13 protein-coding genes and 3 pseudogenes are annotated in these 11,215 nt (G+C 36.5%); 3 read left to right on the forward strand and 13 right to left on the reverse strand.

All coding sequences use genetic code 11. From position 1 onward, the window contains the following. Positions 1 to 354, forward strand: a pseudogene (locus AVJ19_RS19115) (IS30 family transposase); the annotation flags it as partial. A gap of 77 nt (positions 355 to 431) precedes the next feature. Here AVJ19_RS19115 and AVJ19_RS19120 read toward each other — a convergent pair. The 6 genes and pseudogenes from AVJ19_RS19120 to AVJ19_RS19145 form a co-directional block, all read right to left on the reverse strand. Continuing rightward, a pseudogene (locus tag AVJ19_RS19120) lies at positions 432 to 1,606 on the reverse strand (MFS transporter). 187 nt (positions 1,607 to 1,793) lie between these two features. Further along, complete coding sequence (gcvH, locus tag AVJ19_RS19125; RefSeq protein ID WP_111861176.1) at positions 1,794 to 2,168, reverse strand: glycine cleavage system protein GcvH; 375 nt, start codon at positions 2,166 to 2,168, stop codon at positions 1,794 to 1,796. A 78-nt stretch (positions 2,169 to 2,246) separates the two neighbouring features. Further along, the gene (locus AVJ19_RS19130; protein ID WP_111861177.1) at positions 2,247 to 3,278 is read right to left on the reverse strand and encodes an AraC family transcriptional regulator; all 1,032 of its coding nucleotides are present in this window, start codon (positions 3,276 to 3,278) and stop codon (positions 2,247 to 2,249) included. A 92-nt stretch (positions 3,279 to 3,370) separates the two neighbouring features. Next, complete coding sequence (locus AVJ19_RS19135) at positions 3,371 to 3,820, reverse strand: MaoC family dehydratase (RefSeq protein WP_111861178.1); 450 nt, start codon at positions 3,818 to 3,820, stop codon at positions 3,371 to 3,373. Then, positions 3,821 to 5,683 carry an ABC transporter ATP-binding protein gene (locus AVJ19_RS19140; protein WP_111861179.1) on the reverse strand — a complete coding sequence of 621 codons (1,863 nt, stop codon included), beginning with the start codon at positions 5,681 to 5,683 and terminating at the stop codon, positions 3,821 to 3,823. 360 nt (positions 5,684 to 6,043) lie between these two features. Next, positions 6,044 to 6,619: a LexA family protein gene (locus AVJ19_RS19145; RefSeq protein ID WP_111861180.1), complete on the reverse strand. Its 576-nt coding sequence runs from the start codon at positions 6,617 to 6,619 to the stop codon at positions 6,044 to 6,046. Between the two features lie 349 nt (positions 6,620 to 6,968). On the opposite strand from AVJ19_RS19145, the gene AVJ19_RS19150 reads away from it, so the two are divergent. Then, the gene (locus AVJ19_RS19150) at positions 6,969 to 7,445 is read left to right on the forward strand and encodes a winged helix-turn-helix transcriptional regulator (protein ID WP_111861181.1); all 477 of its coding nucleotides are present in this window, start codon (positions 6,969 to 6,971) and stop codon (positions 7,443 to 7,445) included. A gap of 17 nt (positions 7,446 to 7,462) precedes the next feature. Here the strand turns inward: AVJ19_RS19150 and AVJ19_RS19155 are convergent, their stop codons facing one another. From AVJ19_RS19155 to tusD, 4 genes are read right to left on the reverse strand one after another with little or no spacing between them, the layout of a single operon-like run. Beyond that, positions 7,463 to 7,774: a TusE/DsrC/DsvC family sulfur relay protein gene (locus tag AVJ19_RS19155; protein ID WP_111861182.1), complete on the reverse strand. Its 312-nt coding sequence runs from the start codon at positions 7,772 to 7,774 to the stop codon at positions 7,463 to 7,465. A gap of 49 nt (positions 7,775 to 7,823) precedes the next feature. Further along, the gene (locus AVJ19_RS19160; protein ID WP_111861183.1) at positions 7,824 to 8,108 is read right to left on the reverse strand and encodes a DsrH/TusB family sulfur metabolism protein; all 285 of its coding nucleotides are present in this window, start codon (positions 8,106 to 8,108) and stop codon (positions 7,824 to 7,826) included. Between the two features lie 39 nt (positions 8,109 to 8,147). Beyond that, positions 8,148 to 8,498, reverse strand: coding sequence for a hypothetical protein (locus AVJ19_RS19165; protein WP_111861184.1), 351 nt, complete (start codon positions 8,496 to 8,498; stop codon positions 8,148 to 8,150). Between the two features lie 43 nt (positions 8,499 to 8,541). Further along, entirely contained in the window at positions 8,542 to 8,910 is a 369-nt protein-coding gene (gene tusD / locus AVJ19_RS19170) for a sulfurtransferase complex subunit TusD (RefSeq protein WP_111861185.1), read from the reverse strand. A 269-nt stretch (positions 8,911 to 9,179) separates the two neighbouring features. Between tusD and AVJ19_RS19175 the strand changes: the two genes are divergently transcribed. After that, the gene (locus tag AVJ19_RS19175) at positions 9,180 to 10,199 is read left to right on the forward strand and encodes a site-specific integrase (protein ID WP_111861186.1); all 1,020 of its coding nucleotides are present in this window, start codon (positions 9,180 to 9,182) and stop codon (positions 10,197 to 10,199) included. On the opposite strand, the gene AVJ19_RS19180 is transcribed toward AVJ19_RS19175, so the two are convergent. From AVJ19_RS19180 to AVJ19_RS19190, 3 genes and pseudogenes are all read right to left on the reverse strand, one after another. Next, positions 10,196 to 10,483, reverse strand: a complete 288-nt coding sequence (locus tag AVJ19_RS19180) for a DNA-binding protein (RefSeq protein WP_111861187.1) — start codon at positions 10,481 to 10,483, stop codon at positions 10,196 to 10,198. The two genes, AVJ19_RS19175 and AVJ19_RS19180, sit on opposite strands and share 4 nt — an antisense overlap. A gap of 39 nt (positions 10,484 to 10,522) precedes the next feature. Beyond that, positions 10,523 to 10,747, reverse strand: a complete 225-nt coding sequence (locus tag AVJ19_RS19185) for a hypothetical protein (RefSeq protein WP_111860395.1) — start codon at positions 10,745 to 10,747, stop codon at positions 10,523 to 10,525. A 96-nt stretch (positions 10,748 to 10,843) separates the two neighbouring features. Beyond that, positions 10,844 to 11,215: pseudogene (locus AVJ19_RS19190) on the reverse strand (hypothetical protein); the annotation flags it as partial.

Genomic DNA, 11,215 nt, shown 5'->3' on the forward strand with positions numbered 1-11,215 from the left:
AAATACGATTAGTCACTGTATAGATCGACTTAAAATGAGCCATGCTCATAGTGTGACATTTGATAATGGTAAAGAGTTTTCGGAGCATCAGCGCTTAACAAACCGAGGTATTGATACATATTTTGCTGATGCATATTGCTCAAATCAGCGAGCAAGAAATGAAAATACGAATGGCTTAATCCGACATGAGGAGCACTGCTCCGTAAAGCCAAAATCATCTTCATTTGAACATATTAGCCAAGAGCGAATTCAAGAGATTGAAGATGCTTGAACAATCGTCCCAGAAAGAGTTTAGGATGGCGAACACCTAGCGAAGTAATGGCTGGGTTTTATACCGTTGCACTTGCTAGTTGAATCCGCCTTAGGAAAAAAGCCGCACAGTACGGCTTTAAATGATGATTTTATTGTTTTAGATCTGATGCTAAGTACTATTAAGCTGTTTTTCGATTCACTACAAATTTATAGAAAATTAAACTACATGTAGTAATCAATGCGCAAAGTAAATAGGCGAAACTATAATCATAATGGGCAATTAGAATGCCGAGTAAGATTGAGCCAACAGCAATGCCAATGTCGTAACAGGTAAAGAATGTTGAGGTTGCATGTCCAATTCGGTTTTTTGGCGAGCGTTGAATTGCGAGTGTTTGCAAACAAGGTTGTGCAGAGCCAAAACCCATACCAATTAAGACTGCGGCAAAAAGAAAACCTGTCGCATTTTCAACTTGGCTTAATACTGCTAAGCCAACTGCAAATAAGGCAATTGCAGGATAAATTACATAACTTGCACCTTTACGATCGTAATTTTTCCAGTGATTGGACGCAGGCTCATCATAGAAATGGCAAAAACCACAAAGAATGCACTGGCATAAGCGAGTAAATTTTTTGATTCGGCAAAGGTGGAAATAAATGACATGATACTGGCATAAGAAAATGAGATGATCATTGCCATAACAGCGACAGAAAGTGCTTTTTTTTCAACAAAATCATTGATATTTAATTTTTTATTTTCAATGTTTAGTGTAGTTGTTTGGCTTTGATGAATCGGAATAAAGAAACATAAGGCAAAACCTAAACAAATAATTGCTGCTAAAATAGCAGTGACAGTCAAATAAGATGTGGATTGTATTAAGGTTAAACCGATAAGTGGCCCAAGTACAATACCTAAGTTGACTGACATGACAAAATAGCCCATGCCTTCACCTTTTTGTTTTTCTGGAATAAAGTCATTGGCGATCGGAACAGTAACCGTAGTGAGTATACTGAACCAAATACCATGTAAAAAGCGGATAATCATTAACATGGTGAGATTGTCAGCGAGTAAATAAGATACCGCAAATAAGCAAAATAGGGTTTCAGAGATATATAAGGTTTTTTTTCGCCCTAGTTTTTCAATGATGAGTCCACTAAAAGGACGCACAGCAATAGATGACACCATAAAGAGAGTCATTGCTAAACCTGCTTGTGCTAAATTACCACCTAAGTCATTTAAAATATAAATGGGTAAAATGGTGGTTTGAGCAAAGTAAAAGATAAATAAAAATAAATTATTGGCTAAACAAAGAATAAAGGATTTATTCCATAAATGTTGAGCATTTACAGTTGACATAAATAACCTGAATGTTGGGAGAGATGTAAAGAGCTAAAAAGTCATTTACTGAGAAAATATGTTTAATTTTAATACAATTAGATAAGAGAGTATAGTGTAAATATCACATTCAATAATGCAAAAAGGAATCATGATTGATTCCTTTTATATAGGTCATTTATTCATGTTGTGAATATAGCAAAATGTTTTATAAGCCTGCTTCATAATCTGTATTGCTGAGTAGTTTTTCTACATCATCAAGATTATCTGCTTTAATTTTATAAATCCAACCCTTGCCATAAGGTTCATCATTGACAAAATCAGGATCATCTTCTAGAGCAGAGTTAATTTCAACCACAGTTCCTGAAATTGGTGCATGAATATCAGATGCCGTTTTCACTGATTCAACGACACCTACTGCCTCACCTGCGGTGACTTGACGACCCACTTCAGGACTTTCAACATAGACCAAATCGCCTAATGCATCTTGTGCATGATCAGAAATACCAGTAACGATCAAATCACCTTCGATACGAACCCATTCATGTGTTGTTGCGTATTTTAATTCAGCAGGATGATTCATGCTAACTCCTTAAAAGCTTCAATTTATTTTTCTACGTGTTATACAGGTTTTTGTAACAAAACAAAAGATTTAAAACTGCTATAGATATGGGTCTTTACGCCAATTGCTTGGGCTACGTCCACTCCAACGTTTAAATGCACGACTAAAATTGGCAACATCGCTATAACCAAGTTCATCTGCAATTTGTTCAAGCGTATAGTCTGTTCTAGACAGTAAGGAAGTGGCATGTCGATAACGAACTTCATCCACTAAAGTGGAAAATGATGTACCTTCTGCAGCAAGTTGACGTTTCAATGTGCGATCAGACATGTATAAGCGTTCAGCGACATTTTCAATACTTAAATAATGCTGTTCAGAATGGGTTAAAATATCACGTACACGCATCGATAAACGGCGGCGTTCACCAATCGCAGACAGCTCCGCTTCACATTGATTAATCGCGATTTGACTGGCAATAGGGTCAGCATTGACCATTTTTAAACCCAAATAAGATTTATCAAAACTCGCAATCAGATGTGGTTGCTCAAAGCGCATATTATAACGACCTTGAAGTTTATCAATATATTTATCAAAGCCTTCAGGTTTTGGAAAATCAAAATCAATATCACCTTTAAGGTCATCAATGCCTGTCAGAGCAATCGCCATGGTCATAATACCAAAGGTCAGTCCCATCACAATTTCAGTTCTTAATGGCTCGATATCAATGTCGCATTGCAATTGTAAAGTGGCTTTTTCACCAAAAGTAGAAAAATATAATTGTAAAAATGGCATGCGTAGCTGAATGAAGCGATTCGCTAAGACCAAAGCATCGGTAATGTCATTGGCAGTCATAATCGCATAGCCAATAAAGCCATGAATAGAAATACGCATTTGCGTGCCAATCTGATAGCCGAGTGTACTTTCACCTGTCAATTTTAGGGCATGTTTAACCAATTCATTGGCAACAGGCGTGGCAATGCGACAATCTGGCTCAGCCAATTGTTCACTATCAAATGGAAAAGGCGCAAAAAAAGTATCAGCGCTGTAGCCCCATCTCGACACAATATCGAGTAATAAAAGTCCATAAACACCAGGAATCCCCTGATCTTGGCGAGCTGAAGTATTCTTCATATGCTATCCGTTGCTCTCAACATATGTGCTTAATTTACATATTGTCATGATTTTTAGAAAATAATGAAAAAATTGTAAGACAAGTTCTGGCTTTAAAGCTGGTCAAAGTCTCTTTTAAATACCACAATCTTGGTGGTAGAAATAAGCAATACGTCTTGATGCTGATTTTTTGCCTGCGTCACGTAGCTGACAATACCACGATCTGCTTTGGTTTTCGATGCTGTAATTGACACAATTTCAACTTCAACATGGATTTTATCGCCAACACGGGTTGGGCGTGGCCAACGTAGGCTTGAGTCAGAGCCAATCAAGCCATAAGCCACGGGAAAACATTCTGTCCAAAGACGCATGACGATGGCTGAAGTATGCCAACCACTTGCTGCTAAGCCTTTAAAAATAGGATGTTCAACTGCTTTTTCTGGATCAGTATGAAAAACTTGAGGATCATATTTCTGGGCAAAATCTAAAACTTCATCCAAGTTTACTTCGTATTCTCGGCTTTTAAATTGATCACCTACATTTAGATCTTCTAAATACAACATTTATTTATCTTCCTTTTCTTTCATACCTTGTTGTTCTACCAAAAAACCGCCTGTTTGTCTTTGCCATAAATTGGCATAAATGCCATTTTGTGCAATTAAATCTTCATGTGTGCCTTGTTCAACGATTTTTCCTTGATCCAAAACGATTAATCTGTCCATTTGCGCAATAGTCGATAAACGATGGGCGATGGCAATCACCGTTTTATTTTGCATTAAATCATCTAAACTTGATTGAATTGCCGCTTCAACTTCTGAGTCCAAAGCACTGGTCGCTTCATCTAAAATTAAAATTGGGGCATCTTTTAAAAATACTCGTGCAATGGCAATCCGTTGGCGCTGACCACCTGACAATTTAACTCCACGTTCACCGACATAAGCATCGTAACCTGTACGCCCACGGAGGTCAGATAACTGTGGAATGAACTCTTCAGCTTTGGCTTTTCTGACAGCTTCAAACATTTCCTCATCACTGGCATCAGGACGACCATATTTAATATTTTCAGCCACAGTACGATGTAATAGAGAAGTGTCTTGGGTCACTAAAGCAATATTTTTTCGCAAACTGTCTTGGGTGACATCCTCAATGTTTTGCCCATCAATAGAAATACGCCCATGGTTGATCGCATAAAAGTGTAGAAGTAGTTGAATAAGTGTGGATTTTCCTGCACCTGAGCGACCAACAATACCAATTTTCTCACCTGGTTTAATGTCTAAATTAAAATGATCAATCACGTTTTTATTATTATAAGCAAAACTAACATCTTCAAACTTGATATTGCCATGTTCAATGCGTAGTGGTTTAGCATCTTCTTTGTCTTGAATATGAATCGGTTTACCTAATGTATTCATACCATCCTGAATAGTCCCGATATTTTCAAACAACATTGAAGTTTGCCACATCATAAACTCAGCCATGCTGTTGAGTTTTAAGATCATTGCTGTAGTTGCTGCAATTACTCCAATCGCTGCATGTCCTTCTAACCATAACCAAACGGCTGTACCAAGAACTCCAAAAAACAGCACAAAAGTCAGTAAATTAATGCATATTTCATACATTGAGCCTAAGCGCATTTGATGAAATACAGTCACCATAAATTTTTGCATAGAAGCTTTAGCGTACTGACTTTCACGACCTGCATGTGCAAATAATTTTACCGTTTGAATATTGGTATAGGCATCGGTTACACGTCCTGTCATTTCAGCACGAGCATCAGCTTGTGCTTTGGAGATCGCGCCCAAACGAGGAATGAAATACCATGCAGCAGAAATAAATAGCCCTAACCAAACCAATAAAGGAATCAATAAAATCGGTGAAATTGCCCCTAAAACAACACTAATGGTAATAAAGTAAATAATGACATAGGTCACCATGTCACCCAAAATGACCCAAAATTCACGCACAGCTAAAGCGGTTTGCATCACCTTTGATGACAAACGTCCCGCAAAATCATTGTGGAAAAAGTCTAAACCTTGACGTAACAACAGGTTATGAAAACGCCAACGCAGGCGCATTGGAAAGCTGCTATATAGTACTTGGTGGCGAATGATGGACTGCATATTGGCAAAGAAAATATTGGCAAATAAGATCAGTGATAAAATGATCAGATTATTTTTGTGATTTGCAATAAAATTTTCAGGCGTAGACTGTGTGAGCCAGTCCACGAGATGCCCAATTTGTGAGAAAAAAATAGCTTCAAAACTGGCAGTTGCAGCAGTAAATAAGATCAATAAAACTAAATACTTTTTAACACCAAAAGCAGATTGCCAGACAAAGGCAAAGAAAGTTTTGGGTAAAGGTTCATTGAGTCCTTCATTTGGATAAGGATCAACACGATTTTCAAACCATTTTAAGAAGCTATTCATACAAAAAATCGGTATCCATTTGTTGTGGGGATTAAGTTTGTTGTATAAATACATGTATTTACATGCATAGGGAGAGACACGGTCTGCAACGCTTTAAAGGCAGGATAGCATGTGCAGGTTGCAATATTAAATCAAGATGGGGGCGTTGTAAAAATTTACAATATCAGAAAGCAGATCAAAATAAAGCGAAAATTGTTCGATAAGAAAATAGGTATGTATTTGAAAATAATGCTTTAACATATCAAGCAATTGCTCAAGACAAATAGTGTATTTGTAAAGTGGTTGGTTGAGCTAAAAATCATCAATACCTAAATCTTATATCATATTAAAAATTAGGTATTGAATTGAAAAATGGAACTTTTATTTTAAATTTTTAATGACTCGAGTGACTACCCCCCAAATCACCATTTCTTGACCATCTTGGAAGTGAATATCAGGAAATTCAGGGTTTTCTGCTTGTAACCATCTACGATCACCCTCAATCATGAGGCGTTTTACTGTAAAGTCATTGTCAACCAAAGCCACTACAATATTGCGATTTTTTGCTTCAATACTGCGATCAACAATCAAATCATCATCTACATCAATGCCTGCACCTAGCATCGACAAAGAAGCAACTTTAACCACAAAAGTGGTATTTGGATTTCGGATCAGATATTCATTAAAATCAATGGATTGTTCGGTATATTCCTGTACAGGAGAGGGTAAGCCTGCTGCGATTTTACTTTGTGCAAATGGAATAGATGCGGAGCTTTTACATTCAAAAATCGCGATAGATGCGACTTCACGAACTTTTTGTTTTTGTGCTTTGTTGCTTAAATATTGTTTAACTTCATTGACCTGCGATTTTGGAACACGAATAACTTCAGTTTCTTCTATAGCAGAAGATTCATTATTTACATCATTTGTCGTACTAAAATGTGTTAAATCCGTCATGTCTTTATTCTTAATTGGCTCAGTCTGTTCAAAGTCTAGCTTGATCAATTCTGAATATCAAATTTAAAATATATTTATTTTCAATAAGATAAATAAAATTATTTGAAATATTTTTGCAATAATGCTGTGTATGTATCGACTATACAATGTCATTACATATTTATTTTTACATTACATTTCATGATAAAAATCAATATGAAACAAGAGGGCTGGAATATTAAAAAAGTGGCTGTTGAATACCAATTTATCCAAAAAATAACAGAGGGGGGACATTTAAAATTCAAATACTGCTTTTAAAAATATCAAGAGATCATTACAGTAAATGCAAAGCTAAAAAATTGAGTAATTGATGAAATGGGATGAAATTGGTGAACAGCCTTGTCCAATCGCACGTACTTTATCGGTGATTGGTGATCGTTGGACATTTTTGATTATTCGTAATGCCTTTATGGGGATTCGCCGTTTTGATGATTTTCAGCAAAACTTAGGGGTGACACGGCATGTTTTATCGGAACGTTTAAAGCGTTTGGTAGAGCATCAAGTTTTGGTAAAAACACCTTATCAAGATCGCCAGCAACGTTTTGAATATCGTTTAACTGAAAAAGGGCGAGCACTTTATCCAGTATTATTGACCATGGCGAATTGGTCGGATCAATGGATGGATGCTGAGCTTGAACCTATTGTGCATTTTGTCCATAGCACCTGTCAGCATGTGCTCAAGCCTGTTTTGGTGTGTTCGGACTGTGGTGAATTGTTAGATGCACAACAGGTTAAACCTGTTTTTAATGTTGCTTTTATGCAAAAAGTGATGAAAAAACAGGCTTAAAATGGCTCAAATAATGACTATAAGCAATTGGCAGGTTTTGGAATGCCTGCCAAACGGCTTAAATGACGGGCTACCAAACCTGTTTGAAATTTGTCTTGTAGTACAGCATTGTTAATGTCAGGACTAACACTTTTCATTAAAAACTTAATCAAAGGGCGTGTCGCAGGCGAATGTCCAAATTGGTGATAAAACTGACGTACTGCTTGTAATATTTCAAAATGCCAAGCTGTTAATTCTAAATCTAAACTTTGCGCCAGTTGTTGTGCAACATCTTCATTCCAAATCGTGTAATCCACTAAATGACCATCTTGATCAAGTTCTAAATTCATAAAATAGCCTAAGTAAATGAGCTTACTCATTTTAAATGGGAGAAAGAGATTATTTTAAACTAATACAATGTTTAAAGTCTAAAGCTAAGTCCGCAAAAGCAGCATAAGAAAGAGTTTTCACATTTTCAGTCAATACTGTTGCGGTTAAATCTAAATCTGTTTCAAGCACATAGACTAAAGGGTGTTGTTGTATAGATGGATCTTGGGCAAACAGAACTGCATCACCCATTAAAACAATCGCATCATTTGCATTTGACATGTTTGTCCATTGTTCTAAACAGGTAGCAGTTTTGGAAAATTCAGATTGAATTAAAAATAAAGTTGGTTGTGACATGTTGAATTGCTCATTTCTAAACTTGATCGAAAGTGCTTGTTACCAATACAACACATGATCAAAAGATTGGATAAATTGATGATTTAAATCAATAAATTTAATTTCCTGTTGTGATTGCGTAACAAAAGGCGAATTTTTATCCTTATTTTCTACTAAAACAGGGGTTAAATCGTAAAACTCAAAACTATCCAACATGTTAGAGCCAAGTTTAAAAGCATGTTTCACACTGTCAAAGACTTGTTCTGATTTTAATAAACTCAGTGCACCATCTTGTAGTAAAACTTTGACTTCACTGCCAAAAGTTGCAAGCACCATGGTTGCTGCAATGCTTTCATTGACTTGGAAGGAAGTGAGGTTGGCTTGGGTTAAAATAACGAGTACAGTTTTCACACAATTTACCTTTGAATTGCAACACTTAAATAAGAATAAGACCCTAGAATTGAAGTAAGCGCTCACAGGACTCAACTGCATCAGCAAGTTCTCCTAGACCGACTAATTCAAAGCCTTGTGCAAGGTTGTGAGTTGATATTTGATGTCGTTGGGCATTTTCTTGATCTGTAATGCCCCGTGCTAGTGCAGCACTGACACAGACAGGTAAGCGGATGGCTAATTTCTGCCACTCGCTGCATAAATTTCGTTGATCATCGGGGAACCATTGCAATTTATTCGCAACAGATACACCATCTTGATAAAAGAAGACACGAAATTCTTGCTGTTTGGTATGCAGTGCTTGGGCTAAGCCTAAAGCATGCCAAGCATGAATGGAGCTAGGTGCAGAGGTAATTAGTAATAAAGTACTCATTGAAACTTCACTTGAAGACAAGGTGGCGTCATTTACACTTGATAAAAATAGCTAGTATACAATGATTTTAGGTGATATCTATACATTTTAAAATTAAAAAACAGAAAATTATAAAAATAATTTGTTTAAAAACATGGTATTATGATTTTATTTTTAATTTATAACAACTAAACCGTCACTTTAATTTGCTTAAAATTCCCCGTATTTTCTTCCAATTTGCTATTTTTTGACTAGAATAAAAGGTAATCTGCACCAAATCTACACCAAGAATGAAACTACCAAAACCGATACAACGTGGCTCAAGTTGGCGCATCACAGTTACTTTTGAGAATAAGCGATATTCAGCAACAAGGGATACAGCCAAAGAATGTGAACAATGGGCATCTATTAAATTATTAGAACTTAAAACTGGTAAAGCTGATTTAGAACAGGGAATAAAGCCTGCCTACCCATTTCAACAATTATGCGATAAATATTATTTAGAGCATGGCAAGCAAATGCGTTCAGCTCGAACAATTATGCTCAAGATAAAAAATCTTAATCGTATTGCACCCAATCTTGTCAATAAGTCTATTTATGACTTTAAGCCTAATGATATTGCTGAATGGCGAAATGCTAGAAAAAAGGAAGTTAAGGTTTCGACTCTAAGAAATGAACATGCTATTTATTCAGCTGTATTTACTTACGCCATGAAAGAACTTTTTTTGATTGAATCAAATGTTTGGCACACTGTATCAATGCCAAGTAAAACCAAGTCAAGAAATCAGCGTATATCACAAGAACAGCAAGACAAGATGCTCAAAGCACTTGGTTGGGATGGCTTAACTAGACCTGATGAGTCGAAGCATTATGTTGCATGGGCATTCTTATTTGCGCTTGAAACAGCAATGAGACAAGGTGAAATTTTAGCAATGCGAAAAGCAGATCTAAAAGATGGCTTTGTTCATTTGCCGATGACTAAGAATGGCGAATCAAGGAATGTGCCATTATCGAAAGAAGCAAAGAGACTACTTTCATTATTACCTGCAGATGCTGACAAATTGGTTCCGATCGATAAAGATATTTGTTGTGCAACCTGGGTGAGAGCTAAAAAGAGAGCAGAGCTTCCTTATATAAATTTCCACGATTCAAGGCATGAAGCTATTACAAGAATGGTTAAAATAAGAAAATTACCCGTTGAGGTTTTAGCAAAAATCACAGGGCATAAGACAATCGGGATATTGATTAATACTTATTACAATCCTGATGCACAGGACTTGGTTGAGATGTTTAATGACAGTGAGAGCTAATTAGCTCTCGGTCTGCCTCTTTTAGTTTTTGCGATGAGTAAATTGTGTGCCAGATTAGGATCGTATAGACACTTGCCCGAAGTGCCTTGATTTATAGAGGCAAGTCGTTCTCTGATTGTGTCGCGACTCAGGTTATAAGTTTTAGCAAGTTGAGCTACGGTAACCAACTTCACTTCAACTTCTTTTAATTCTTTAACTATAGCACCACCAAAGTCTTGCCCTAGCGTAATCTGCGGAGGGGTTGCACCTTCAAAGGTGACAACGTATTTTTTAAGCGCTCCCATCAATCTTCCTCCTGAACTTTAAGCGTTGATTGATTTTCATCACACCACCTTTCCTGATGTCAAAAGGCAAATATCATTTTCAATTTTAAATTCAGCACTTTGTAGAATTACCTTAACTGTTTTTACACTCAGTCTAGATGCCGTCATCAATTGACTTACCGATAATCCAAATGGCTCATTTTGCAGAACTTTGATCACTTTATTTTTTGCATTCTCAAAATTCTTACTTGCAACCTCTCTTTGAAACTCTTTAGCTGAATCCATTACCAACTCCATACTTCAAAATTAATTACAATCGTTCCGTTCACTACCAATAAAATTTCAAGAAAAAATAGAATCCATTCCATTTACTCACCTTATTTACCGACCATCCCAATTTTGAGTTTCTTCATAACTAACCAGATCTGCACGACGTTGGTTTGCATAGCTAAATAAACGCGCTTGAACTCTTTCATCAGACTGCTTAATTTCCGTTTCTAATATTTCAAGTTCTTCAAGGCTTTGCGCGTTATTAATACGAACCATTAGTGATGATTCAGACTTTGCAGGTGAATCAAGTTCAGCCAAACGCTTATGAATTGCATCAATTAACGGTTTACGCTGTTCTTCGGTCCACGATTTTGTATAACCAGTGAGAGCAGTTGCTTCTGCAGGTGTTTGTGCATTTGCAGCTCGATCAATTAGGTTGTTTAAAAGCTCTTGATATTTGGTATCCGCTTCTTTGACCAAAGC

Source organism: Acinetobacter sp. CFCC 10889 (assembly GCF_003268395.1).
Taxonomy (GTDB): domain Bacteria; phylum Pseudomonadota; class Gammaproteobacteria; order Pseudomonadales; family Moraxellaceae; genus Acinetobacter.

What these genes read in the sequence shown, in the direction of transcription:
- AVJ19_RS19135 (WP_111861178.1), bottom strand. Translation starts at nt 3,820, where the DNA reads ATGTTGTATTTAGAAGATCTAAATGTAGGTGATCAATTTAAAAGCCGA.
- AVJ19_RS19150 (WP_111861181.1), top strand. Translation starts at nt 6,969, where the DNA reads ATGAAATGGGATGAAATTGGTGAACAGCCTTGTCCAATCGCACGTACT.
- AVJ19_RS19145 (WP_111861180.1), bottom strand. Translation starts at nt 6,619, where the DNA reads ATGACGGATTTAACACATTTTAGTACGACAAATGATGTAAATAATGAA.
- AVJ19_RS19140 (WP_111861179.1), bottom strand. Translation starts at nt 5,683, where the DNA reads ATGAATAGCTTCTTAAAATGGTTTGAAAATCGTGTTGATCCTTATCCA.
- AVJ19_RS19180 (WP_111861187.1), bottom strand. Translation starts at nt 10,483, where the DNA reads ATGGGAGCGCTTAAAAAATACGTTGTCACCTTTGAAGGTGCAACCCCT.
- AVJ19_RS19155 (WP_111861182.1), bottom strand. Translation starts at nt 7,774, where the DNA reads ATGAATTTAGAACTTGATCAAGATGGTCATTTAGTGGATTACACGATT.
- AVJ19_RS19175 (WP_111861186.1), top strand. Translation starts at nt 9,180, where the DNA reads ATGAAACTACCAAAACCGATACAACGTGGCTCAAGTTGGCGCATCACA.
- gcvH (WP_111861176.1), bottom strand. Translation starts at nt 2,168, where the DNA reads ATGAATCATCCTGCTGAATTAAAATACGCAACAACACATGAATGGGTT.
- tusD (WP_111861185.1), bottom strand. Translation starts at nt 8,910, where the DNA reads ATGAGTACTTTATTACTAATTACCTCTGCACCTAGCTCCATTCATGCT.
- AVJ19_RS19185 (WP_111860395.1), bottom strand. Translation starts at nt 10,747, where the DNA reads ATGGATTCAGCTAAAGAGTTTCAAAGAGAGGTTGCAAGTAAGAATTTT.
- AVJ19_RS19130 (WP_111861177.1), bottom strand. Translation starts at nt 3,278, where the DNA reads ATGAAGAATACTTCAGCTCGCCAAGATCAGGGGATTCCTGGTGTTTAT.
- AVJ19_RS19160 (WP_111861183.1), bottom strand. Translation starts at nt 8,108, where the DNA reads ATGTCACAACCAACTTTATTTTTAATTCAATCTGAATTTTCCAAAACT.